Consider the following 24,655-nt stretch of genomic DNA (forward strand, 5'->3'; position numbering starts at 1 on the left):
CACAGCACTTCGGTTTCCGGAGTGCTCAGTTCAGCCGCACCCCGACCACCGGGGCTACGAAACGTCGTCGAGAATCTTCGTGATCCACGCCAGCAGATCCACTGCTTCGTGCTCGGCCGCCTCCTGCCAGCGCTGACGCTGATCGTCGTTCGGCCGCATCTTCAGCCGCGCGGGAACCTTCCCGTCGGCGACCCCGGCGAGCTCCTTGCGCGCCTTGACCTGCCGCCGCAACTCGTTGCGCGACCAGCCGAGTTCGAGGGCCCGCTTCAGCAGGCCGGACCGTTCATCGGCGGCGAGTCCCGCCACCTCCGCATGGTGCTGGAAGCTCAGCCCCGAGACCCGCTGCGGCGATTCGAAGCGCCGGGCGACCCATGCGTAATTCCGCAGCGTCTGGTAATCCAGCGAAGTCTGTGCCACGGCGTGCTTGTAACGGCTGGGGTATTCCTCCTGCCCGTACAGCAGCCAGTCCCCCAGCCACCATGCCGAAGAGCTGGAGATGGAGTGGATGTGCTGGCCGAGATTGCGCCAAGCGCCGATCGGAATACCAGGGGGGATGGACAGGGAAGTGCGCCGCTTCATCGCCTGCCCGCAGGTGGCCATGTTTTCGGGCTTTTCCCGCCCTTTAACCGCCACCGGAGCGACCATAGCTCGCTGCATGAGCTCAGACATTGCAACCGCCTTACTTCGCATTGCGCCTTGAGTCGGAGACTCGCACAGCGGTCTTGATGGCAGCTGAACGCGATCAAAATGGGCTGGTCGGGGCCTCAACAGTCACCACCGCCACACCCGTCACACCCGTCACAGCGGCCACTCGGTGCTGCCGGTGCTGCCTCCTCCCGCCGGTGTCCCGCTGGCGGGACAGTGACGGGAGCCGAAATAGCCACACAACTGCCATGCCGTAGATAGCTCATGGCAGTAACGAAAGGGAAGAATTCCGATGCGTTGGGACAATGTCTACATCGCGGGCACCGGAGTGCGTCTCCCCCCGCGGGTCAGCACCCGGACCGCGATAGACCAGGGCCTCTACCGCCAGGACGAGGCTGCCAGGAGCGAGCAGCTGGCCGCCACCGTCGCACCCCCCGGGACGCGCGCCCCCGACCTCGCCGTCACCGCAGCCCGGCAGGCCGCGCATTGCAGATCCGCGCGGCAGAAAACGGCGCGATCGATCCCGACCGGATCTCCTTCACCGTCACGGTGCAGCTCGCCCGGCTGGCCGCCGCCGCCCAGGCCGCAGCCGACGTCACCACGCTGAGCACCGCACGCCGCGAGGCCGTGGCCGAACTGCCGGCCGCGCTCCTTCCGGCCCGGCGCAACCGGCAGTGCCAGCGCATCAAGAAGCCGACCAAGAACACCTTCGAGGTCAGAAAACGGGACCAGCCCCGCACTCCCAGTAACGTCAGCTACACGCTCAAAGTTGCCAAGCACCCAGCCTGACCTGCACCAATGCATTAACTCGCCGGCATTGCAGGTCAGGGACACTTTGACGAGGAAGCCGCAGCGGGGGCGTAAGCGGCGGACTGCCCTGACAGGCGCGAGGTGAGGGACCTCGGGCACCGCGACTACCGCGGCTGCCACGCCCGTACGAGGTCCTCCGGCCCCCAGTGCGCCGCCAGCGGCAGACCCTCAGCCACCCCGGAGCGGGAGACCGCGACCAGCGGGGTGTCGGGTTCGGCGCCGGGGACGGCGAGCATGTCGCGTACCAGGGCGTCGTACTCATGACGACCGAAAGGCTGGGTCTCCAGCCACTTGATTGATCCGACGAAGTGCACCTGCCGCGCCACCGGCTCACGGTCTGCGCCGATGAGGTCGATCTCGGGGTTGTTCTGCCGGTTCCACCAGCCGCCGACTGCCTCGGTCTCGGGCCAATCGTCATCGGGCAGCAGGCGCAGCAAGGACTCGCGGATCAGCGGCTCGACTGCTCGACCACGCCAGGTGGTCCAGGACCGCTCGATGCGTTCCAGCGCCAGGTCGCCGCGGCCACGCTCGATGAGTGGGATCGCGCGTTGCAGGAATGCCAGCCAGAACCGCAGATACGGGTCGGCGATCCGGTAGCGCTTGTTCTTGCTGTCCGGTTTGACGGACAGGGGAAGATCAGCGGCCAGGACTCGCTTGGCCTGCAGCGTGGTCAGCAGCGGGGAGAGCGTGCCGGACGGCAGTGCGGCGGCCCCGCCGGCCTGGGCGGCGATCGCGCTGAACGTACGCTCACCGCTGCCGACTGATTCCAGGACCGCCCGGGAGTGCGAGGCTTCAGGGAACTCGCCCAGCAGGGACAGCTCGCCGGCCACCAGCAGGGGCGAGAGAGGATTGGCGAACGACGTCTGCAGGAAGTCCGTCCGGCTCATCCCGGGCCGCCATGACTGCACGATCTCCGGGAATCCGCCGGTGATCAGCTGGGCGTCCACGGCATCTGCCGCATCGAGCGCAGTCATGGCCTGCACATCGGCCAGATTCAGAGGCTGGATGGTCATCTTCGCCGCCCGCCCGAAGAACGGTCTACCGTACGACTGCAATGCCTCCATTACCGACATATCGCTGCCGACCAGCAACAGGAACACCGGCTTGGAAGACAGATGGCGGTCCCAGACGGTCTGGAGTGCGCCCTCGAATTCCTGATCCTGCTCGACCAGCCAGGGCACCTCGTCAATCACCGCGATGCTGGGCGCGTCGTCCGGGACCGCGAGTGCCAGCGACCGCAGGGCCTGATTCCAGTCCTGCGGCTGGAGGCCGGCGACCAGCTCCGCACCCGGCAGCGCCGACTGCGCCAGGGCCGCGGTGAAGTCGGCGCGCTCTGCCACCGGGTTTCGCCCCCGGGTGGCCTGGAACACCACGTACGGCAGCCCCGAGCGGTCGCAGAACTCCTGAACCAGCCGAGACTTCCCCACCCGACGCCGACCCGTCATGATCACGGCCCGCCCCCGAGTGGCTCCACCACTTTCTGCGACGCTCCGGTACTGCTCAGCGAGCAGCTCAAGATCCCCAGCCCGGCCTTGGAACTCCACGAAGCACTCTCCGGCCAATTAACGTAGATGAATTCTTACGTAGATTGAATCTTACTTCAATGGGCGGCCGCCTCGACGACACACAAAGAGAGACCGCGGAAACTCAAGCGAGGACGCCGCAGCACGGGCGTAAGCGGCGGGATCCGTCCTGGTGGGGCCGGTCTCAGAGCACCCGCCACCGCACCAGCGCGGCCAGTACCGCCACCCCGGGCAGCAGCGGCAGCCATACGGTGAGGAAGCGGAAGCCGAGCACCGTGGCGGTGGCGACGACGAGCGGCGCGCCCACCATGACGAGCGCGACGGCCAGGGCCGGCTCGACCGAGCCGATGCCGCCCGGAGCCGGAATGAACCCGGCCGCGATGCTCGCCGCGAGGTACGCGACCACGATGTGCGGCCACCAGACCGGCAGCCCGAGCGCGAGCGCGACACAGACCAGCACTCCCGCCTGCAGGAGCGGGAAGGCCAGCGCGCCGCCCCACAGGGCAAGCGCCCGGGAGGGCCTCTTGTGCAGGGCGCGTGCGTCGGTCAGCGCGGTGCGCAGGAAGCCGGCGATGAAACGGCGCAGCCGCGGGATGGCGGCCAGCGTGATCGCCGCCACGGCGATCACGGCGACCGTCACGACGAGGGCCGTCAGGACGGCGCGCCCCGGCGGCACGAGTTCGTTCAGCCGCAGCGCGTCGGGAAAGGCCAGCACCAGAGCCAGCAGCAGTCCGATCCTGGCGACCGCCTCGACGAGCGAGTACAGGGCGAGCGCGGCCGTCGAGCGGTCCAGCGGTATGCCGCAGCCCCGCATGAAGCGGAGCGTGACCACATGCGCTCCGAGTCCCGCCGGGAGCAGGTGGTTGGCGGCGCCGGCGGCGAACTGCGAGGCCAGCAGCCGCGCGACGGGCAGCCGTTCCACGACGGTCCCCTGCCGTACGCAGGACGCCGCGACCCAGCACATGCCGGTGGTGGCGGCCCCCATGAGCAGCCAGCCGATGTCGGCGCCGCCGAGGCGGCTGACGCCGGAGGCCACGAGCGACCAGTTGTTGGCGGCCCACAGGGCGACCAGAGCGAACGGGACGAGGCAGATGATCTGCCGGACGGGAAGCCGCCGCAAACGGGTCGGCGGCTGCCGTCGCAGGGGGAGGGTCTCGGGCATGGCCACGCTCTGGGCCGTCCTTCGTCAGGGGTACGTCACGCAACGCGAGCGCGGTGCGGGCGGGAGGGCTTCCCGGGAACCTGCCCCCAGTTCACGGCATCCCGGTGTCGCGCGCCCAACATCCGGCGGATACGTCGATGGCCGAGACATGTCGCCGCCCCCTGGACTGCTCGCGGTGACTACAGCGCGGCGCTGACCACCAGAGCGAACGAGGCGATGATGAACAGGGTGCGGATCAGGTGGAGGCGGTTCCAGGGGGACTCGAAGGCCGCGCGGACCTCGCTGGCGGGGACGGCCGGGGAGGCCGAATCGGCAGCGGCGAGGGCGTTGTTCAGCGGGATGTTGCCGGCGATGGTGATGAGGTTGTTGACGACCGCGCAGACCAGGCCCGCGATGAGCAGCCAGCGCTGGGTGTCGGTGCGGCCGTCCACAGGGACGGCGAGGGCCGCGGCGGGGAACGCCATGAGCCCGAGGAAGACCGTGACGAAGAGTGGGCGCGGCACGGTCTCGTTGATGCGGGTCATGGCCGGTACGAAGTGTTCGTCCGGCAGCCGGGCCAGCCCGGGCATGATGCCGGTCTGGAAGATCAGCATCATGCCCGCGTACAGACCCGTGAAGATGACGGCTAGGGCGAGGAGAAGGGTGGCCATGGCGCACATCATGGCGTGACGGGGCGGGCGGCGCAGCCGCCTCGCGGCGGGAAAGTCGCCCGGCTGAGCGATCCCACCCTCGACCCGCGGTGCCCGCCCCGGGTACCGCTCGGCCTCGGCCGCGTCACCCGCCCGGCACAGCTCAGTCCCGCAGCCGCTGCGCCTGAACGATCGCGTCCGCCAGCTCGCGCACCGCGCTGTCCTCCGTCGACTCCGCCAGGTTCCTCGCCCGCTTTGCGAGCTCACCGAGCCCCGGTGCTCCCGGCATCGAGCCGCCCCGCAGCGACTCCGCGAAGTACGCGGCGACCGCCGTGACCTGGAGCCGCTTGGACGCGCCGTCCCACAGCGCGCCGTCGACCGCGTCCGCCTCGATCGAGCCCGTCTGCTCGTGCGGCGCGCGCGTCCCCGGGTCGAGCCAGCGCACGGTCGCCGTCGCGAGATGCCCGCTCGCGCCTTCCCGGAGCCGTACGGCATACAGCGCCGTGACCGTGTGCCCCGGGCCGATCTCGCCGCCGTCCACACGGTCGTTGCGGAAGTCCTCGTCCGCGACCGCGCGGTTCTCGTACCCGATGAGCCGGAACTGCTTGACCGTCTTCGGGTCGAAGGCCACCTGCGCCTTCGCGTCCCGCGCGCGCAGCTCGACATGGGCGGGCAGTTGGTCGCAGAAGACCTTCCTGGCCTGCTCGCTGGTGGACACATACGTGGTGTGGCCGTCGCCCTTGTCGGCGAGCCGCTCCATCAGCGCATCGCCGTACTCACTGCCGACGCCGACACCGAAGAGCGTGATGCCGTACTCGCGGCGGGCGTCGTCGATCCGGTCGAGGATCGCGTCGGCCTTGGTCTCGCCTGTGTTGGCGAGGGCGTCGGAGAGGAGGACGACGCGGTTGGTAGCGCCGCGCCTACGGCCCTCGACCGCCTCGTCGTAGCCGGTCCGCACCCCCGCCTCGACGTTGGTGGAATCGGTCGGCTCGAGGCTGTCGATCACCGTGTGGATACGGTCGCGGCTGTCGGCGACCCGGGTCATCGGCAGCCGGGTCTCGGCCTTGTCGCTGAAGGTGACCAGAGCGATCGAGTCGTCGTCGCGCAGTTGGTCGGTGAGGATGCCCAGCGACTCCTTGACCAGGTCGAGCCGGCCGGGCTCGGCCATGGAACCGGAGATGTCGATCACGAAGGTGAGCGCGGCGGGCGGCCGTTCGCCCTTGCGGTCGGTGGGGCGGGTGGAGAGTCCGACCCGTACCAGCGACCAGTCCTCGCCGCTCCCCTCCCCCGCGCTCTCGCTGCTGATCTCGCCCTCCGCGCTCCGGGGGCGGGCGCCGTCGACCGTCACGGAGAAGCCGTCGCTCTTCGGCCTCGGATAGTCCTGACGGAAGCTGTTGATGAACTCCTCGGGCCGTATGTCACTCGCCTGCGGCCGCTGTCCGTCCTCCAGCGTCCGGCGGGCATAGCCGTACGAGGCGGTGTCCACGTCGAGCGCGAAGGTCGACAGATAGTCGGCCGCGGGCTTGGAGTCCTGGAGCGCGTCCCCCTTCCGCTGCCCCTCCGACCCGCCGTCAACCCCCTGCGCGGGCGCGCCCCCTCCGCCGTCGGGCGCGAGGGGAGCGGGGTTCGCGCCGTCGTTCGCCCGCTCCCTGCCAGAGGTCCGGTCGGCCTGAGCACCCGCCCCGCAGCCCGCGGTCAGCAACATGCCGCCGGCCAGCATCGCGGCCGCCACTCCCCTGTATGTCCGTGCGCCGAGCTTCATCTGGGCTCCCTGGATCGTCAGCACTTGTGAATGTGACGTGCGAGACAGCCCGAAGGAGCAGACGAAGTCGTTGCGGATGAATCTCAATGTGGCAACGGCGGGTGGGAGTTGGCGTGCGCCAGGCGGGATTTGTCAGACAAGGCCTGGTTAGGAGTAGCCCGGGAAAGGCGACGCCCGCCCTGCAGCCGTGACTTGAGCCGAGCAGAGGCGGGCGATGCTGTCCGACCGGGTCGGCTGGAGAACGCTGGTCACGTTGTCGAGAGTCACCTCGGCGCCCATGATCGCGTTTCGCACCAAATCGACGACATTCGTGACAGCGATGGTGGCGACACCATGCCTGACTCGACAATTGATCGAGTCGCTGCCCTAACCGCCCGGGCCGATGATCGGGCACGCCCCTCACTCAAATGAGTGCCAGGGCCACGCGCCCATGAATAGCCGTCCGATCCTCAGAAGCGTTCGACCTCTTCGCCGTCCGGAACCTTGTAGCAACCGGACACCAGGTTCAGGCTCAGCTTCGGCGGGTCATTCTTGGCCATTTTGGTGACCTTGACGCTGACCTTCTTCTTGTCGTTGTCGGCGGTCAGGGTGATGTTTTTGTTCTTGCTGGTATTCGGTCCGTATTCGACGATCTCCCACCCGTGCTTGGGCAGTTCTCCCTTGAGTCGCTCCATCGCTTCGTCGAGGTCGCTCGCCGAGGCAGGGGTGAAGCTCCACGGATGGAAGATGCGGAAGTATGTCTTTGTGTCCTTGCCTGAGCAGTCCATCACTCCCGGAAGGCTATCTGACGCCTTTCCCTTCACGCCCAGCAGATCGTAGATTTCGCTGGAGACCCTTTCCATCGTGTCGGCGGCGTCAAGCGAGGTGCTCGTGCCGGCGAACGGTACGCCATCGCTCTTGTCGTCAGTCATGCCACATCCGGTCAGGATAGTGAGTACAAGGGGTACGGCGAGCACGGAGGCACGCATTCTGGTCTTCACGTCTGAGCTCTCCTACTTCGAACGCAGTACTTCTTCACTCGTCAATGGGTTGGGCGGCGGCTTCAAGGCCACGTCCTCCCCCTTCCCCACAACCACCAGGGCCTGATTCTCCAGACTTGTCGACCCCTCATCCCAGTAACCGCTGTGGCCTTCAGTGTCCGTGGTCATCTGGTTGGCACCGAATTGCTCATCGCTGGGAATTCTGAAGCCGTCCCCGCCGTGTCCATAGCGGCCGAGATCCGGGACCACGTCCCCCTCGGCTTCCTCGTTCCACACATGCCCCTTGGGGACATCCATCTCCTCGGCACCCGACACCTTGACACCGGGGCTGCCCGCGAAGACGACGTCATCGGCGTTGAGGTCCCCTGCCTGGGCCGCTGCGCCGACCAGGGTCGTCCCGTACGAATGGCTGATCACGGTACGGTGCGGTGCCGTATCGCCGGTGTGTGACGTTTCCAGGCCGTCCAGGAACCGGTTGAGCGCCGGTGCGCCGTCGTACGCGTAGTGCTCGAACGGGGCGTCCTTGGGTACGGAATCAGGTGCGTCGTATCCGAGCCAGGTGATGGAGGAGACGGACTCACCATCGGCATTGTCGTCGGCCGATCTCCACACATTGACCGAGCGGTTGATGTCGCCCTCGATCTTTCCGAGCTCCGCCGTCGTACCCGGCACGTAGACCGACTGGTGATCCGCGGTGTCCGGGTTTCCGTTGGCGAGGATCGCGCGCCCGTCGCCCTCGGTGCTGAAGCCCAGCAGATACGCCTCGGGCAGTCCTTTCGTGCCGGTCTGGTCGAAGCGGTTCTGGATCGCGTCCATGCCGTCGATGGATTTGTGGGCGCTCTTCCGTGCTTCTTCCCATTCCTTCCACGCCACGCTGTCGACCTTGACGCCCTTCATGATGGTGCCGGTCATGGGGTTGATGTAGTCCGTGTGCCGCGTGGGCTCCGGATGCTTCTTGAGCCACGTGTCGTATTCGACCTGCGCGGCACCTCGGGCCTCGGCGAGCACCATCCGGTTCGCGTCGTCGCGTACGGCGGAGGGAAGGCCGTCGAGCGCTCCGATGCTCGCGGGGTGCATGGAGACGTAGGCTGCGCGCTGCTCCTCGGAGAGGCCGTTCCACCAGTTGGCGTTGTCCTGGGGCAAATCGTTCTTGGGCGGTGGCTTGATCGTGTCGAGGTAGGCATCGGCCGCGTCGCGTACGCCCCCCGTGTCCGACGTGACGTCCGTCCAGTCCCGGGCGGACACTGTCAGGTCGTCATCGGCCTTGAGGGCCTGTATTTTCGGCGCCCACTTCGTGTCCGCGTCCGTGGCTTCCCTCACCGCGTCGGCGATCCGGTTCGCGTACCCCATCGCCTTGCCGTAGTTCGGGTTCGGGTGGATGTTCGCCGCCTGGCGCTCCACGGCATCGGAAGTCGGGCTGCCTCCGGCACTCCCCGTCACCGTGCCGCCGTCAGCGACCTTCTCGTCGCCTGGCTTCTGACCCGCCGGAAACGTGACCGAGCCGTCCGGGTTCACCGTGCAGCCCTGGGCGTCCCCGATCGCCGTGTCCAGCTTCCGCTTGGCGGCCGCCATGTCGTAGGCGAACCCGTTGAGGGCCGTGCTGATCACGCCGCATTCGGTCTGGATGTAGTGGAAGTTCTTCGTCAGGGCTTGAAGCTGCTTCTGTGCCGCCTCCGCTGCGTCACCCTGCAACGTCTTGCGCATCCCTGCGGCCACGGTGTTCTCGACGCGATCCTTGGCTGCCTGGGCCACGTTGCCCATGGAGCGGTATCCGTCGGCGGCGTCCTCGTACTCGGAGGGCTTGAAGGCCTTGAGGGTGGCGTAGTCCATCCCGTCCGTCACCGGCCCTTCGCCTGGCCGCCGACGGCGTCCGTGTCCGCGTACTTGAGGTTCAGCTTGCCCATCTCGCCCTTGACCGCCTCATCGGACGTCAACAGGTCGCGGCCCACTTGCTCCAGGATGCTCTGGAGTGAGCCGCACCGCTCGCTGACGCTTTCGGCGTACTTCTTCCAGGAGTCGTACACGTCTTTCTGCGCGGCCGCGCTCAGACAACCCGTGGTTGCGCCGAGACCTGCCTGGCCGTCCTCCAGTTTGGTCAGCCCGGCGCCGATGCTCTGGCGAAGGGAGCCCACCCCTTCGCCGGCCGTGGCCCACGCCTTCTTGCTGGACTTCAGGCCGCCTGTCACGGCGCTGGGCCCGGAGCTGGGCTCAACCGGAACGTGGTTGAGCTGCATCGCTGCGGACTGCCGATCGGTCACATCGGCTTTGATCTGTTCCCACTCGTCCCACGCCATGCGTAGCCCCCGTTCACCCCTGCGGATCACACCAGCCAAGAACACTACATCGCACCAGCAACACACAGCCCATGAGTACCTGTACCTATGCAAATGAGCAGCCTCAGGGCGAAGTCGTCGACGCCGAGTACGCGGGGCACCCTCGGCCGGGGCAAGGGATGCGCAGCAGGGCGCGCAGGGCGGTGTGACGCGACAAGGACACCGCCCAGGACGACAGCAGACGCGCTCCCGCCCGGCCCGCTAACTAGGACACGATGTCCTTGCGGGAGAAGTTCCGGAAGGCCAGCGCGAACAGCACCAGGGCGTACGTCACCGAGACCGCCGCGCCCTTCACCATGCCGTTCCACTCCAGTTGTGGCTGCAGCGCATCGATCCAGGCGAACTGCCAGTGCGCGGGCAGCACATCCCGCCAGGAGCCGAGCGCGGTGACCGCGTCCAGCACATTGCCGATGATCGTCAGGCCGACCGCGCCGCCGACCGCGCCCAGCGGGGCGTCGGTCTTGGTGGAGAGCCAGAACGCGAGCCCTGCGGTGACCAGTTGGGAGACAAAGATGAACGCCACGACGAGCGCCAGCCGCGACACCGTGTCGCCGGCGGCCAGGGAGCCGCCCGTGGGCAGCTCCAGCGGGCCCCAGCCGTACGCCGCCGTGCCGGCCGCCAGTGCGACCAGTGGCAGCAGCAGCATCGCCGCCGCGCTGAATCCGAGCGCCACCGCCAGCTTGGACCACAGCAGCCGGGAGCGCGGGACGGGTGCGGCGAGCAGATAGCGAAGGGAGGCCCAGCTCGCCTCCGAGGCCACGGTGTCCCCGCAGAACAGCGCCACCGGCACCACCAGCAGGAAGCCCGCCGAGACAAAGAGGCAGGTGGCGGCGAAGTTGGCACCCGACGCGGTGGCCGTGTCCATCAGGTTCACCCGGCCGCCGCCGCCGTCGTCGCCGCCCGGGGTGCCGCCGATCGCGAAGGCGATGATCAGCACGAAGGGCAGCGCGGCGAGGATCCCCGCCATCACCAGCGTCCGCCTGCGCTTCAGCTGGCGTACCGCCTCGACGCGCAGCGGCAGTGTGTGCCGCGCCCGGTAGCCCGGGGCGGACTCGACCAGCGTGCTCATGCGGGACCTCCGATCAGGGTGAGGAAGGCGTCCTCGAGACGGCGGTGCGGGCCGACGCCCGTCAACGGCACGTCCAGGCGGACGAGTTCGGCGATCATCGCGGTCGCCGTGGCTCCGTCGAGGCGTACGAGCAGACCGTCGTCCGTACGGGAAGCGGAGCCGATCCCCGGCAGCGCCGCGATCTTCTCGATCAACGGCTCCGGCACCTCCTCGGCGGTGGTGACGAGCAGGGTGTCGCTCTCGCCGGTGATCTCCGCGACCGGTCCTGCCTGCACCAGCCGCCCGTGGTCCATGACCACCAGGTGGGTGCAGGACTGCTCGACCTCCGAGAGGAGGTGACTGGAGACGATGACGGTCCGGCCCGCGGCCGCGTACCGGATCATCACGTCCCGCATCTCGCGGATCTGGGGCGGGTCGAGACCGTTCGTCGGCTCGTCGAGGATGAGCAGATCCGGCATGCCGAGCATGGCCTGGGCGATGGCGAGTCGCTGCCGCATGCCCTGCGAGTAGGTGCGTACGGCGCGGGCGAGGGCGTCGCCGAGGCCGGCGATCTCCAGGGCCTCCTCGATGTGCGCGTCGCTCGCGGGGCGGCCGGTGGCCCGCCAGTACAGCTCCAGGTTGTCGCGTCCCGACAGATGCGGCAGGAAGCCCGCGCCCTCGACGAAGGCGCCGACCCGGGAGAGGACGGGCGCGCCGGGCCTGATGGCGTGGCCGAAGACGCGGATCTCGCCGTCGTCGGGCCGGATGAGCCCCATCAGCATGCGCAGGGTGGTGGTCTTGCCCGCGCCGTTGGGTCCGAGGAGGCCGAGCACCTGGCCCTTCTCGACGCGGAAGGACAGCTCCTGTACGGCGTACCGGTCGGCGGACTTGGCGTACTTCTTGGTGAGCCCGGTGATCTCCAGGGGCACGTCGGCGAGCTCGGGGTCGGGCGCCGGGGCGGCCACCCGTCGGCGGGCGGTGATCAGCAGGGCCGCCGCCAGGAGTGCGCCCGCGGCCGGGAGCGCCCAGGTCCACCAGGGCAGTCCCGTTGCCTGGGTCTTCACGTCGGGCGCGGTGGGCACGGCGAGTGCGCCGGCGTCGAGGAGTTCGACGCTGTACGTGGCGGGGGCGGCCGGCGACGCGTAGGCCAGGTCGGTCGCGGACAGGACCAGGCGCAGCCGGTGTCCGGCGTCGACCGCGTGGTCGACGGCCGGCAGGGTCAGCTCGACGGCCTTGCCCTGCTCGGCGCCCTCGACGCGTACGGGGGCGACGAGCTGGGAGGGGAGTACCTGCTGACGGCCGTCGGGCCCGACGTCGTACACCTTCCCGAAGAGGACGGCGTCGCCGCTGTTCGAGGTCACCTTGACCTTGACGGTCGGCGAGCCGGTGATCCGCAGCGACCCGGCGAGCGGCGCGGAGTCGAAGCGGGCGTACTGGCCGGGGAAGTCGAGCGAGAGTCCGACGCCGAGGGAGGAGAGCTGACCGAGTCCGCCGCCCAGGCCGGGGACCGCGGAGATGTTGGGCGGGCTGGCGCCGGCCGGATTGGCGAAGGTCTGCTCGCGGCCGGTGAGTGTGACCGGTTGCGTGCCGCTCTCGAGACCCGGGTAGGTGTCGCCGGTCGCGCCGCGCAGCAGGGCCTGGCCGTCGGTGGAGTCGACTCCTCCGGTCCGGCTGACGCGGAAGGCGGGTCCGGTGTCCGCGCCCTTGTCCTGCTTGAGGTACCGGTCGAACCAGTCGCCGATACGGCCCTCGATGCGGCCGGTCTCGCGGTCGCCGCCGTCGTGTCCGCCCGCGATCCAGTCGACCGAGACGGGCGCGCCGTTGGCGCTGATCTTCTTGGCCATGGCGTCGGCGTGCGAGAGCGGGAAGAGCGAGTCGGCCTGGCCCTGCACGATGAGCGCGGGCACCTTGATGCGGTCGCCGACGGCGGAGGGGCTGCGGGCTTCCAGGAGCGTACGGGCGGCGGCGTCGGGCTTTCCGGCGACGGCGACGCGCTCGTACATGGCGCACAGCGCGGGCTCGAAGCGTCCGCAGCCGCCGGGGTTCGCCGGGCCGGAGGCGCCCACCGCCTTTGCCGCGTCGGTCTTGGCCGCGCCCGTCTTGGCCGCGTCGCCGGGCGCCGCCTGGCCGGCCGGGGCGTCGGGGGCGGGCTCCTCGGCCGGGGCCTCGGTGCCCGTCCCGGCCGGGGGACCCGTCGGGGACACCGAGCCTGTCGAGAAGAAGATCCCGGCCCACAGTTTCTTGAACACGCCGTCCGGGAAGAGCGCGTCGGCCAGGTTCCAGTAGGTGATCTGGGGTGCGATCGCGTCGACCCGCTGGTCGTAGCCGGCCGCGAGCAGCGAGATCGCCCCGCCGTACGAGGCGCCGGTGACACCGACGCGCGGATCGCCGTCCGCGTCCAGCTGGACCTCCGGCCGCTTCGCCAGCCAGTCGATCAGCCGCGAGACGTCCTTGACCTCGAAGTCCGCGTCGTTGAGCCCGATCCGGCCGGTGGACGTGCCGAACCCGCGTGCCGACCAGGTCAGCACGGCGTATCCGTCGCGCGCCAGCTTCTCGGCCTGCGCGCGGACATCGTCCTTGCTGCCGCCGAAGCCGTGCCCGAGGAGCACGGCGGGCCGGCGTTCCTTGCCGCCCGTCGTGAAGTACGAGGTGTCGATCTTCGCCCCGGGCATCACCTGCACCCGGTCCTCACGGTGCACAGCCGGTGCGCGGTCGTCGGCGACCGCGGTCCAGGTACCGGCGCCGGCGAGGACGGCGAAGGCGGCGACGCCTGTCAGCCATCGGCCGCGCGGCCGGGGAAGTCGGATCTGCATGCTTGAAACCCTAATCGGCTCCCCTGTGCTGTCTCGGCTGCCGCCAGGCGGAGCTCACGAGCCTCCGCAAGTAGTACGGAGTACGGTCGCCGTACACCAGACGCGGTATGCGGCCCCCGTGTACGCACCCCCCGTGGGAAGGGATCCGCATGGACATCCGGCGCGCGACGACCGTGGCCGAGCTCATCGCGGCCGAGCATCTCTACGACGCCCCGGCGCGGGCGGAGTGGGCAGAGCGTTTTCTCGCCGCGTCCGGGCATCTGATGCTGATCGCTTACGTCGACGGGGCGCCGGCCGGGATGGTCTCGGGCATCGAGATGCTCCACCCCGACAAGGGCACGGAGATGTGTCTGTACGAGCTGTCGGTGGACGAGGCGTACCGCAGGCGGGGCATCGGGCGGGCGCTGACCGAGGCGCTGATCGAGGTGGCGCGGGAGCGGGGCTGTTACGACATGTGGGTGGGTGTGGACACGGACAACGGTCCGGCGCTGGCGACGTACCGGTCGGCGGGGGCGAAGGACGACGGGGTGTTCGCGATGCTCACCTGGGAGTTCCCGGCGTCCTAGGGTGTGTTGGCGGGGTCGTTGAGGGCGTCGTAACGGATCTGATGGTCGGTGATGGTCGGCCCAGTGGACCCTCGTAGCCGTTCCGAGCCGCGGCCTGATGCGTGTTCACAATGTGTGGATCCGTCATGCAGTCAATGGGGATGCTGTCCTGTGTCGCAGGTCACGTCACGAGACCCTGGTCAGCGCATATGCAGCTCCTGACACCATGCCGCCCGTACTTGTCCGTCAACGGTCAACGAAAGGTAGGTGCACGAGATGAGAACCACTGCCCGACGCTTCGGGGCGCTGATACCCGCAGTCGCCCTTGCCGCCGGTCTCCAGTTCGCCGCCTCCCCCACCGCGCAGAGCGCGTCCCTCGGCGATCTCCGTCTCGCTCCCACTGCAACTGCCGTACAGAACAGCTGGATTGTCGTCCTCAAGGACGGCACGACGCGCGCCGCCGATCTGGGCGTCACGCCGGGCCATACCTACCGCAGCGCACTCAAGGGCTTCTCCGCGTCGATGTCCGGAGCGAAGGCGGCCAGGCTCGCCGCCGATCCTCGGGTGGCGTATGTCGAGCAGAACGCCATCGTCCGCCTCAACGACACCCAGGCCAACGCCACCTGGGGCATCGACCGCATCGACCAGCGGGCTCTGCCGCTGTCGAAGACCTACACGCACAACACGTCCGCGTCGAATGTGAACGCGTACATCATCGACACCGGAATCCGCACCTCCCACAGCGAGTTCGGCGGCCGCGCGAGCGTCGGCACGGACACGGTGGGCGGCGGCCAGAACGGCCAGGACTGCAACGGCCACGGCACGCACGTCGCGGGCACGGTCGGCGGCAGGACGTACGGCGTCGCCAAGGCCGTCAAGCTCGTGGCCGTACGCGTCCTGGACTGCCAGGGCTCGGGGACGACGGCGGGGGTCATCGCGGGCATCGACTGGGTGACGGCCAACGCGAAGAAGCCGGCCGTGGCGAACATGAGCCTGGGCGGCAGCGCGAACACGTCCCTGGACAGCGCGGTGAAGAAGTCCGTTGCTTCGGGCGTCAGTTACGCCATCGCGGCGGGCAACGGGCTCCCGATCCTCGGGCTTCCGGCGAACGCGTGCAACTACTCGCCGGCCCGCGTCCCCGAGGCGATCACGGTCGGCGCGACGGACAGCGCGGACCGGCGGGCGTCGTTCTCCAACTACGGGACGTGCCTGGATCTGTTCGCGCCGGGCGTGAACATCACGTCGTCGTGGAAGGACAGCGACACGGCGACGAACACGATCTCGGGCACGTCGATGGCCACGCCGCACACGGCGGGCGTCGCGGCGCTGTATCTGGCGACGCATGCGACGGCGACCCCGGCGCAGGTCAGGGATGCGATCGTGAACGGCGCGACGAACGGCAAGGTCCTGGACCCGCGGACGGGTTCCCCGAACAAGCTGCTGTACTCGCTGTTCTAGCCGAGTTCTGGCCGAGCAACTGCCCGAGGAGCTCCAGCCCAGCCGGGTACGGGCGCTCCTCGGGCAGGAGCCGGTTCCCCTACGGGGCCGAAATCCACTGGTCCGGGCCGGACGGGCGTGACAGCATCGCGCGCATGACGATGAACAACCCTGGGGGTCATGCCGCGTAGGCGGCCCGGGCAGGTACGCGCCGGGCTCGCGGTGTGGCACAGGTGCCGGAAGAACGAGCTGGATCCGATCCACGGGCTCTCGCGACGGACTCTGTACGAGATCGTCCGGGTCGAGGAGACCCGTAACTACCTCTGGCCGGGCGCCGTGAGCGAATCGCTGCGGCGCTGGCGGAGCTTCGTTCACGAGCCGAACCACCGGCTCTGGGACCCCCGTTATCCCGGCTGCACCGAGTGGCTGTGCTGCGGGGATCCGATCCGGGCGCGCGAGAATCTCGAGGGCGCCATGCGGGCGCTGCCCCGACGGGCCGGGCGTGAACTGCGGGTTCTTGTACTCGCGTTGGACGAGCGGTACTGAACACCCCTGGCCCGTAAGGACGATGAGTCACTACGGGCCAGGGGTGTTCCGCCGGGGCGTCAGTGGTTGCGCGGGAAGCCCAGGTCCACGCCCGTCGGCGCGTCCGACGGGTCCGGCCAGCGGGTCGTGACCACCTTGCCGCGGGTGTAGAAGTGCACGCCGTCGTTGCCGTAGATGTGGTGGTCGCCGAAGAGCGAGTCCTTCCAGCCGCCGAAGGAGTGGTAGCCCACCGGCACCGGGATCGGGACGTTCACGCCGACCATGCCCGCCTGGATCTCCAGCTGGAAGCGGCGCGCCGCGCCGCCGTCGCGGGTGAAGATCGCGGTGCCGTTGCCGAAGGGGGACGCGTTGATCAGCGCCACGCCCTCCTCGTACGTCTCCGCGCGCAGCACGCACAGCACCGGACCGAAGATCTCGTCGCGGTAGGCGTCCGAGTCGGTCGAGACGCGGTCGAGGAGCGACAGGCCGATCCAGTGGCCGTCCTCGAAGCCGTCGACCGTGTGCCCGGTGCCGTCCAGGACGACCTCCGCGCCCTGGGCCGCCGCGCCCGTGACGTAGGAGGCGACCTTGTCCCGGTGCGCGGCCGTGATCAGCGGGCCCATCTCGGACTCCGGGTCGTTGCCGGGGCCGATCTTGATCTTCTCGGCGCGCTCGCGGATCTTCTGGACCAGCTCGTCGGCGATGGAACTGACCGCGACGACCGCGGAGATGGCCATGCAGCGCTCGCCGGCCGAGCCGTACGCCGCCGAGACCGCGGCGTCCGCCGCCGCGTCCAGGTCCGCGTCCGGGAGGACCAGCATGTGGTTCTTCGCACCGCCGAGCGCCTGGACCCGCTTGTGGTTGGCGGAGGCGGTGGTGTGGATGTAGCGGGCGATCGGGGTCGAGCCGACGAAGGAGATCGCGGTCACGTCCGGGTGGGCCAGCAGCGCGTCGACCGCGACCTTGTCGCCGTGGACGACATTGAGCACACCGTCGGGCAGCCCGGCCTCCGAGGCCAGCTCCGCGAGGAGGTTGGCCGCCGAGGGGTCCTTCTCGCTGGGCTTGAGTACGAAGGTGTTTCCGCAGGCGATCGCCAGCGGGAACATCCACATCGGCACCATCGCCGGGAAGTTGAACGGCGTGATGCCGGCGACCACGCCGAGCGACTGGCGGATCGAGGAGACGTCGACCCGGCTGGAGACCTGGGTGGACAGCTCGCCCTTGAGCTGGGTCGTGATGCCGCAGGCCAGCTCCACGATCTCCAGGCCGCGGGCGACCTCGCCGAGCGCGTCGGAGTGGACCTTGCCGTGCTCGGCGGTGATCAGCGCGGCGATGTCGTCACGGTGCGCGTCGAGCAGCGCGCGGTAGCGGAAGAGGATCGAGGTGCGCTGCGCGAGCGAGGACGTGCCCCATGTCTCGTACGCCGCCTGCGCCGCCGCGACGGCCGTGTCGACCTCCTCCACCGAGGCCAGCGCGACCTGGGTGGTGACGGCGCCGGTCGCGGGGTCGGTGACCGGGCCCCAGTTGCCGGAAGCGCCCTCGACGGTCTTGCCACCGATCCAGTGGTTGACGGTCTTCATTTCGTGCTCCTTCTACAGATGGCGGCGTCGGGCGGCGACTTGCCGGTCGTACTCCTCCCGGGCCTTGACCGCCGACGGGCGGGTCGCGGTCTCGGCCACCGGAACATCCCACCACGCCTGCGCCGGAGGCGCGCCCGACACAGTGTCTGCCGTTTCGGTCTCGACGTAGACACATGTGGGAACGTCCGCCCCACGCGCCTCGGCGAGCGCTTCGCGCAGGTCACGCACCGTCTTGGCACGGATCACGCGCATCCCGAGGGAGGCTGCGTTGGCGGCCAGGTCCACGGGGAGCGGTGCGCCGGTGTAGGTACGGTCCGGGGCCCGGTGGCGGTAGGCGGTGCCAAAGCGCTCGGCGCCCACCGACTCGGAGAGGCCGCCGATCGACGCGTATCCGTGGTTCTGCAGGATGACAACCTTGATGGGGATGTTCTCCTGGACAGCCGTGACGATTTCGGTGGGATTCATCAAGTATGTACCGTCGCCGACGAGGGCCCAGACGGGCCGGCCCGGAGCGGCCATCGCCACGCCGATGGCCGCCGGGATCTCGTATCCCATGCAGGAGTAGCCGTACTCGACGTGGTACTGGTCGGCGGAACGCGCCCGCCACAACTTGTGCAGGTCGCCGGGGAGCGAGCCCGCGGCGTTGATCACGATGTCGTCCCCCGTGACCAGAGTGTCGAGTGCGCCGAGCACCTGGGGCTGGGTGGGGCGGGTGTCCTGGTCATCCGCCTCGAACGCGGCGTCCACGCGGTGCTCCCAGCGCTCCTTGTCGTCCCCGTACTCCGTCGCGTACGCGGGCTCGACGCGGAAGCGCGTGCCCAGCGCCCCGGCCAGCTCACCGAGGGCGGCACGGGCGTCCGCGACCAGGGAGAGACCCGCCATCTTGTGGGCGTCGAAGGCGGTGATGTTGAGGTTCAGGAAGCGGACGGCGGGGTTCTGGAAGAGGGTCGCGGAAGCGGTGGTGAAGTCGGACCAGCGGGTGCCGACGCCGATCACCAGATCGGCCGTACGGGCCAGTTCATCGGCGGTCGCCGTGCCGGTGTGGCCGATGCCGCCGACATCGCAGGGGTGGTCGTGGGGCAGCGAGCCCTTGCCGGCCTGGGTGGAGGCGACGGGGATGCCCGTCGCGTCGGCGAAGGCCCGCAGCGCCTCCTCGGCCTCACTGTGGTGGACGCCTCCGCCTGCCACGATCAGGGGGCGGCGGGCCGCGGTCAGCGCCCGGCGCGCCGCGTCCAGGGCGTCCAGGTCGGGCCGCGGGCGGCGCACTTGCCAGACGCGCTCGGCGAAGAACGCCTCCGGCCAGTCGTACGCCTCGGCCTGCACATCCTGCGGAAGCGCCAGCGTGACCGCGCCGGTCGCCGCGGGGTCGGAGAGCACGCGCATCGCCTGCAGGGCGGCCGGGATGAGCGCCTCGGGGCGGGTGACGCGGTCGAAGTAGCGGGAGACGGGGCGCAGGGCGTCGTTGACCGACACATCGCCCGCGTACGGGACTTCGAGCTGCTGGAGGACCGGGTCGGCGGGGCGGGTCGCGAAGACGTCGCCGGGCAGCAGCAGAACGGGCAGCCGGTTGATGGTGGCGAGGGCGGCGCCGGTGACGAGGTTGGTGGCGCCGGGACCGATGGAGGTGGTGACGGCCTGGGCGGAGAGCCGCCGGGACTGGCGGGCGTAGCCGACGGCGGCGTGCACCATGGCCTGCTCGTTGCGGCCCTGGAAGTACGGCATGCCGGTGGCGGACGTGTCGGACGTCGCAGATGTGCCGGCCGTGCCGGACTCGAGGAGCGCCTGGCCGAGTCCGGCCACATTGCCGTGGCCGAAGATGCCCCAGGTGGCGTTGATCAGGCGGTGGCGGTGGCCGTCGCGCTCCGTGTACTGGCGGGCGAGGAAGGCGACGAGCGCCTGGGCGACGGTGAGCCGGCGTGTACTCGTATCCGAACTCATTGCTGGCCCTCCTCGGCCTTGTACAGGGGCAGTCGGGGGTCGACGGGCTGCTCCGGCCAGGTGTCGCGGATCCAGCCGTGGTCGGGGTGGTCGCTGATCAGCCACTCCCGGGTGGCGCCAGGGCCCGCCATGACATTGAGGTAGTACATGTCCCGGCCGGGCGCTGCGATCGACGGGCCGTGCCAGCCGTCGGGGATCAGGACGGCGTCACCCGTACGGACCTCGGCGAGTACGTCCGTACCGCCGGGCCTCGACGGGGAGACCCGGTGGTAGCCCATCCCGCCGCGGTCGATCTCGAAGTAGTAGATCTCCTCGAGCTCGGACTCGATGCCGGGGCGGTGCTCGTCGTGCTTGTGCGGCGGGTAGGAGGACCAGTTGCCGCCGGGGGTGAGCACCTCGACAGCGATGAGCCTGTCGCAGGCGAAGGTGTCGGCCGCGGCGAAGTTGTTCACCTGGCGCGAGCAGTTGCCCGAGCCGCGCAGCTCGAGGGGGACCTCCGGCGCGGGGCCGTAGCGAGCGGGGAGTCGGCGCTCGCACTTCGCTCCTGCCAGGGCGAAGCGGCCTCCCGCGCCGGAGGCGATCTGTGCATGGGCATCGCGCGGCACATAGACGAAGTCGCTCACTCCGCTGAACACGCTTTCTCTGCCCCGCAGTTCAAAGGTCTCGCCTTGGGTGTGCACCGTGCAGCCGCCGCTGAGCGGCAGCACGATCCACTCACTGTCCCCGGCGGCGAGGGAGTGTGAGCCGCCGGGCTCCAGCTCCAGCACGCGCAGACCGGAGTGCCCCCAGCCGGCCTGTTCGGGGTCGATCCGGAGGGTGTACGGCCCGTCGGCCGTGCTGCCCGCCGGCAGGTACCGCTTCTGCTCGTCGTGGTCGCTCATGACGTCTCCGTACCCCCTACAGCAGTCCGACGGCCGTATCGACCGCCCCCGCGACGTCTCCGTCGACCGGATAGAGCAGCGAGCGTCCCACCACCAGTCCCTGGACGGTGGGCAGTTGCAGGGCACCACGCCATTTCTCGTACGCGCCGTCCTGGTCGTCGCCGATCTCGCCGCCGAGCAGGACCGCCGGCAGCGTCGAGGTCTCCATCACGGCCGCCATGTCGTCGGGGTCGTCGGTCACGGGGACCTTCAGCCAGGTGTACGCGGAGGTGCCGGCCAGTCCGGAGGCGATGGCGATCGACCGGGTGACGGCCTCGGCGCTGAGATCGTTGCGGAGTATGCCGTCGACCCGGTAACAGATGAACGGCTCGACGAAGACCGGAAGCTGACGCTCCGCCATCTCGTCGACGGCACGGGCGGTGGCGTGCAGGGTGTCGAGCGACGCCGGGTCCTGGTAGTCGATACGGAGCAGCAGCTTGCCCGCGTCGAAACCGAGCCGGTCCAGGTCCTGGGCGCGGTGACCGGTGAACCGGTCGTCGAGCTCGAAGGCCGCGCCCGAGAGGCCGCCGCGGTTCATGGAGCCCATGACGACCTTGTCCTCGAGAGCGCCGAGGAGGAGCAGGTCGTCGAGGATGTCGGCGGTGGCGAGGACGCCGTCGACGCCGGGGCGGGAGAGGGCGAGGCAGAGCCGCTCCAGCAGGTCGAGGCGGTTGGCCATGGCGAGTGGGCGGTCGCCGACGGCGAGGGCGCCGCGGGCGGGGTGGTCGGCAGCGATGATCATCAGCCGGCCGCTCTCGCCGATGAGCCGGGGCCGCCTGCGCCGCCGGGTGGCCGCCTCGGCGACGGCCTCGGGGTGCCGGGTGCGGATCCCGACGAGCTCGGCGATGTCGACGCGGCTCACGAGGCGGCTCCGGGCGGGACGGGAGGGCGCCGAGGGGACGGGCGGCGCGTCGGCGGGCGGAGGGGCGCCGGGCGGGACGGGGTCGCCCGCGAGGACCTGGTCGACCTCCGTCGCGTACGGCATCGCGGTGGAGCAGGCGAGGCGGGCGGCGACGATGGCTCCGGCCGCGTTCGCGTACCGCATGACGCGCTCCAACTCCCAGCCCGCCAGCAGCCCGTGACAGAGCGCCCCACCGAACGCATCGCCCGCGCCCAGCCCGTTGACCACCTCGACGGGTACGGGCGGGACCTCGGCCCGAGTCCCGTCCCGGTGGAGGGCGAGGACACCCTTGGGGCCCTGCTTGACGACGGCGAGCTCGACCCCGGCGGCGAGGAGCGCACGCGCGGCCGCGTACGGATCCCGCTCACCGGTGGCGATCTCGCACTCCTCGAGATTGCCGACGGCGACCGTGGCATGCGCCAGCGCCTCGGCGTAGTACGGCCGTGCCTCGCCGGGATCGCTCCAGAACATCGGCCGCCAGTCGAGGTCGAAGACGGTGATGCCGGACCGGTCCCGGTGGGCGAGGGCGGCCAGCGTCGCGCCGCGGCTGGGCTCCGCGCACAGGCCCGTACCGGTCATCCAGAAGACCCGCGCCCCGCGGATCGCCGCGAGATCCAGCTCGTGCTCATGGATCTCGAGATCGGGGGCCTTCGGCCGCCGGTAGAAGTAGAGCGGGAAGTGGTCCGGAGGGAAGATCTCGCAGAAGGTGACCGGGGTCGGATACGCGGCCACCGGCGTCACCCAGCGGTCGTCGACGCCGAACTCCCCCAGCGCCTGGTGGAGATAGTCGCCGAAGGCGTCCTTGCCGGTGCGGGTGATCACCGCCGTCCGCCGGCCCAGCCGGGCGGCCCCGACCGCGACGTTCGTGGCGGAGCCGCCGAGGAACTTCCCGAACGTGTCGACCTGTGCCAGCGGGACCCCGGTCCGCAGCGGATAGAGGTCCACCCCGATCCGGCCCATCGTGATCACGTCGTACGGCTGAGGCATACGCGTCCCTTCGGTTCGAGCCCGGCTGTCCCCAGGTCTAGTGCTCCTTGCTGAACCCTGTCAACATTTTGTCCTGACATTCGGACGAAGGCTTGACACCCTTCTTCGGTGGCCGGAAAGCTGCTCCGCATGACCTCCTCCGTCCCCACCCTGAACCGCATCCGGGTCGGCTCGGCCCCCGACTCCTGGGGGGTGTGGTTCCCCGACGATCCCCAGCAGGTCCCCTGGCAGCGTTTCCTCGACGAGGTCGCCGGCGCCGGATACGAGTGGATCGAGCTCGGCCCGTACGGCTATCTCCCGAGCGACCCCGCCCGCCTCACCGAGGAGACCTCCCGGCGCGGGCTGAAGGTCTCGGCCGGGACGGTCTTCACCGGGCTGCACCACGGGCCCGCCGTATGGGAGAAGACCTGGGCGCATGTCTCGGACATCGCGGCACTCACCCGGGCCATGGGCGCGGAACACCTGGTCGTCATCCCCTCCTTCTGGCGCGACGACAAGACCGGCCGGGTGCTGGAGGACAGCACCCTCACCCCCGCGCAGTGGCGCGATCTCGCCGCACAGACCGAACGGCTCGGCCGCGAGGTGCGCGAGCGCCACGGGCTGAAGATCGTCGTCCATCCGCACGCCGACACCCATATCGACAGCGAGGAGAACGTCAGCCGTTTCCTCGACGCCACCGATCCGGACCTGGTCTCGCTCTGCCTGGACACCGGCCACTACGCCTACTGCGGCGGTGACAGCGTCAAGCTGATCGAGACCTACGGGGAGCGGATCGGCTATCTCCATCTCAAGCAGGTGGACCCGGAGATCCTGGCGGAAGTGGTCGCGGACGAGGTGCCGTTCGGGCCGGCGGTCGGCCGGGGCGTGATGTGCGAGCCGCCGGCCGGCGTGCCCGCGCTGGAGCCCGTACTGGCCGCAGCCCAGGCGCTCGACGTCGAACTCTTCGCCATCGTCGAGCAGGACATGTACCCGTGCCCGCCCGACAAACCCTTCCCGATCGCGCAGCGGACACGGGGTTTCCTGCGCTCTTGTGGCGCCTGAAGCGCACGCATCACTTCTGTCACGGTTGTCGCCTTCTCGTCACGCATGTCTCCATTACGCGGGTCTTCCGTCACAGACGATCAACAGCCCCACCCCTGCGCCCACTCGGCGTCGTTCAAGGGAGCACAGGCTCAGTGATCGCCAGCGTCCGCAGCAGCTCCCCCGACGGCCCCCCGCGCCGCCCCTGCCGCGCGCGCAGGGAGGACACCCATGACGGACAGAAAGCTCTGGTCCTACAAGGAAATCGCCGCGCACATCCGGGTGCAGCCGGACACGGTCCGCTCGTACCGCAAGCACGGCCTTCTCCCGCCGCCCGACCATGTGGAGTCCGGCAAGCCCTACTGGTACGCGGACACGATCCGCGTGTGGGTGGCCAATCGCCCCGGAAACAGGGGCCGCAGGGAGTGAGCGCCGCCAGGACCGAAGCCCGCCGGGCCCCGCACCGCTCCGGCCGCTCCGGCCGCTCCGGCCGCTCCGGTGCGGGGCCCACCCTTTTCGGCACGCGGCGGGCTGGGGTCCTGAACGAGGATCGCATTACCCCCTAGGGGTATAGTGTGAGTGAGGGTCGGGAAGCCACCGCGTTCCCATGACCCTCCGGTACACCATGACCCTCGTACGTGTTGAACCTCGAAGAGGAGAACGCCCATGACCGCCGAGACGAAGACCGAGACCGTGCGGATCGGCGGCGTCAGAGCCGTCTACGAGGTCACCGGCATGACCTGCGGTCACTGCGAAGGCGCCGTCTCCAGCGAGATCTCCGGGCTGCCGGGCGTCACCTCGGTGAAGGCCGTCGCCTCCACCGGCCAGGTGGCCGTGATCTCCGACGCCCCGCTGGAGGAGACCGCGGTGCGCGAGGCCGTCGACGAGGCCGGGTTCGAGCTGGTCGGCCGGGCCCAGGCCTGAGCACCCGGGCCGAGCACACCGCCCGACCACCGGGCCTGCGCACTCGGCCCCGCCCGCCCTGCCCCGAAAGGCCCTCACGCCGGGCCGTACCCAACCGGTCCGATACCGGTTCTGTACGGCCCGGCCCCGTTTTCTGGAGTTCCGAAAGTGGATCCGACAGTGGACACGTCCCA

General features: G+C 69.8%; 21 protein-coding genes and 1 pseudogene. 7 read left to right on the forward strand and 15 right to left on the reverse strand.

Annotation, left to right across the window (positions count from 1 at the left end; all coding sequences use genetic code 11):
- Positions 1-54 precede the first annotated feature (54 nt).
- Positions 55-669 (reverse strand): LmbU family transcriptional regulator, encoded by a 615-nt coding sequence (locus SLUN_RS13945; protein ID WP_254706703.1) that lies wholly within the window; start codon positions 667-669, stop codon positions 55-57.
- Between the two features lie 462 nt (positions 670-1,131).
- Here SLUN_RS13945 and SLUN_RS13950 point away from each other — a divergent pair, with 462 nt between their 5' ends.
- Entirely contained in the window at positions 1,132-1,434 is a 303-nt protein-coding gene (locus tag SLUN_RS13950) for a hypothetical protein (protein WP_108148795.1), read from the forward strand.
- 125 nt (positions 1,435-1,559) lie between these two features.
- On the opposite strand, the gene SLUN_RS13955 is transcribed toward SLUN_RS13950, so the two are convergent.
- The 9 genes from SLUN_RS13955 to SLUN_RS13995 all read right to left on the reverse strand — a co-directional run bounded on the left by SLUN_RS13955 (position 1,560) and on the right by SLUN_RS13995 (position 13,705).
- Positions 1,560-2,999 carry an ATP-binding protein gene (locus tag SLUN_RS13955; protein WP_108148796.1) on the reverse strand — a complete coding sequence of 480 codons (1,440 nt, stop codon included), beginning with the start codon at positions 2,997-2,999 and terminating at the stop codon, positions 1,560-1,562.
- Positions 3,000-3,162: 163 nt separating this feature from the next.
- Positions 3,163-4,140: a lysylphosphatidylglycerol synthase transmembrane domain-containing protein gene (locus SLUN_RS13960; RefSeq protein ID WP_108154733.1), complete on the reverse strand. Its 978-nt coding sequence runs from the start codon at positions 4,138-4,140 to the stop codon at positions 3,163-3,165.
- 179 nt (positions 4,141-4,319) lie between these two features.
- A complete protein-coding gene (locus tag SLUN_RS13965; protein ID WP_108148797.1) occupies positions 4,320-4,790 on the reverse strand; it encodes an anthrone oxygenase family protein in 471 nt (156 codons plus the stop codon).
- A gap of 142 nt (positions 4,791-4,932) precedes the next feature.
- Entirely contained in the window at positions 4,933-6,531 is a 1,599-nt protein-coding gene (locus SLUN_RS13970) for a vWA domain-containing protein (protein ID WP_108148798.1), read from the reverse strand.
- A 449-nt stretch (positions 6,532-6,980) separates the two neighbouring features.
- Positions 6,981-7,442 carry a hypothetical protein gene (locus SLUN_RS13975; protein WP_257153722.1) on the reverse strand — a complete coding sequence of 154 codons (462 nt, stop codon included), beginning with the start codon at positions 7,440-7,442 and terminating at the stop codon, positions 6,981-6,983.
- 81 nt (positions 7,443-7,523) lie between these two features.
- Positions 7,524-9,341 carry an alpha/beta hydrolase gene (locus SLUN_RS13980; RefSeq protein WP_108154734.1) on the reverse strand — a complete coding sequence of 606 codons (1,818 nt, stop codon included), beginning with the start codon at positions 9,339-9,341 and terminating at the stop codon, positions 7,524-7,526.
- Between the two features lie 8 nt (positions 9,342-9,349).
- Positions 9,350-9,805 carry a hypothetical protein gene (locus SLUN_RS13985; protein ID WP_108148800.1) on the reverse strand — a complete coding sequence of 152 codons (456 nt, stop codon included), beginning with the start codon at positions 9,803-9,805 and terminating at the stop codon, positions 9,350-9,352.
- Positions 9,806-10,049: 244 nt separating this feature from the next.
- On the reverse strand, positions 10,050-10,913 hold the full coding sequence (locus SLUN_RS13990) for an ABC transporter permease (protein ID WP_108148801.1): 864 nt from the start codon (positions 10,911-10,913) through the stop codon (positions 10,050-10,052).
- Positions 10,910-13,705, reverse strand: a complete 2,796-nt coding sequence (locus tag SLUN_RS13995; protein WP_108148802.1) for an alpha/beta fold hydrolase — start codon at positions 13,703-13,705, stop codon at positions 10,910-10,912. The genes SLUN_RS13990 and SLUN_RS13995 overlap by 4 nt, the downstream gene beginning before the upstream one ends.
- 149 nt (positions 13,706-13,854) lie before the next feature.
- On the opposite strand from SLUN_RS13995, the gene SLUN_RS14000 reads away from it, so the two are divergent.
- The 3 genes from SLUN_RS14000 to SLUN_RS14010 all read left to right on the forward strand — a co-directional run bounded on the left by SLUN_RS14000 (position 13,855) and on the right by SLUN_RS14010 (position 16,233).
- Positions 13,855-14,271: a GNAT family N-acetyltransferase gene (locus SLUN_RS14000; protein ID WP_108148803.1), complete on the forward strand. Its 417-nt coding sequence runs from the start codon at positions 13,855-13,857 to the stop codon at positions 14,269-14,271.
- Between the two features lie 246 nt (positions 14,272-14,517).
- Complete coding sequence (locus SLUN_RS14005) at positions 14,518-15,708, forward strand: S8 family peptidase (protein WP_108148804.1); 1,191 nt, start codon at positions 14,518-14,520, stop codon at positions 15,706-15,708.
- 159 nt (positions 15,709-15,867) lie between these two features.
- A complete protein-coding gene (locus tag SLUN_RS14010; protein ID WP_254710093.1) occupies positions 15,868-16,233 on the forward strand; it encodes a hypothetical protein in 366 nt (121 codons plus the stop codon).
- 59 nt (positions 16,234-16,292) lie between these two features.
- On the opposite strand, the gene mmsA is transcribed toward SLUN_RS14010, so the two are convergent.
- The 5 genes and pseudogenes from mmsA to iolC form a co-directional block, all read right to left on the reverse strand.
- Positions 16,293-17,792, reverse strand: a complete 1,500-nt coding sequence (mmsA, locus tag SLUN_RS14015; RefSeq protein WP_108148805.1) for a CoA-acylating methylmalonate-semialdehyde dehydrogenase — start codon at positions 17,790-17,792, stop codon at positions 16,293-16,295.
- Positions 17,793-17,804: 12 nt separating this feature from the next.
- The gene (gene iolD / locus SLUN_RS14020; protein WP_108148806.1) at positions 17,805-19,730 is read right to left on the reverse strand and encodes a 3D-(3,5/4)-trihydroxycyclohexane-1,2-dione acylhydrolase (decyclizing); all 1,926 of its coding nucleotides are present in this window, start codon (positions 19,728-19,730) and stop codon (positions 17,805-17,807) included.
- Complete coding sequence (iolB, locus tag SLUN_RS14025; protein ID WP_108148807.1) at positions 19,727-20,611, reverse strand: 5-deoxy-glucuronate isomerase; 885 nt, start codon at positions 20,609-20,611, stop codon at positions 19,727-19,729. Before iolB ends, iolD begins: the two co-directional genes overlap by 4 nt.
- Before the next feature lie 16 nt (positions 20,612-20,627).
- Entirely contained in the window at positions 20,628-21,392 is a 765-nt protein-coding gene (locus SLUN_RS42330; RefSeq protein ID WP_108148808.1) for a Cgl0159 family (beta/alpha)8-fold protein, read from the reverse strand.
- Positions 21,393-21,599: 207 nt separating this feature from the next.
- Positions 21,600-22,538 (reverse strand): annotated as a pseudogene (gene iolC, locus SLUN_RS14035) (5-dehydro-2-deoxygluconokinase); the annotation flags it as partial.
- 129 nt (positions 22,539-22,667) lie between these two features.
- On the opposite strand from iolC, the gene SLUN_RS14040 reads away from it, so the two are divergent.
- The 3 genes from SLUN_RS14040 (at position 22,668) to SLUN_RS14050 (ending at position 24,482) form a co-directional block, all read left to right on the forward strand.
- A complete protein-coding gene (locus SLUN_RS14040) occupies positions 22,668-23,579 on the forward strand; it encodes a sugar phosphate isomerase/epimerase family protein (RefSeq protein ID WP_108148809.1) in 912 nt (303 codons plus the stop codon).
- 210 nt (positions 23,580-23,789) lie between these two features.
- On the forward strand, positions 23,790-23,987 hold the full coding sequence (locus SLUN_RS14045; protein WP_108148810.1) for a helix-turn-helix transcriptional regulator: 198 nt from the start codon (positions 23,790-23,792) through the stop codon (positions 23,985-23,987).
- A 237-nt stretch (positions 23,988-24,224) separates the two neighbouring features.
- Positions 24,225-24,482, forward strand: a complete 258-nt coding sequence (locus SLUN_RS14050) for a heavy-metal-associated domain-containing protein (RefSeq protein WP_108148811.1) — start codon at positions 24,225-24,227, stop codon at positions 24,480-24,482.
- The last annotated feature ends 173 nt before the right edge of the window (positions 24,483-24,655 follow it).

It is taken from the genome of Streptomyces lunaelactis (genome assembly GCF_003054555.1).
Classification (GTDB): domain Bacteria; phylum Actinomycetota; class Actinomycetes; order Streptomycetales; family Streptomycetaceae; genus Streptomyces; species Streptomyces lunaelactis.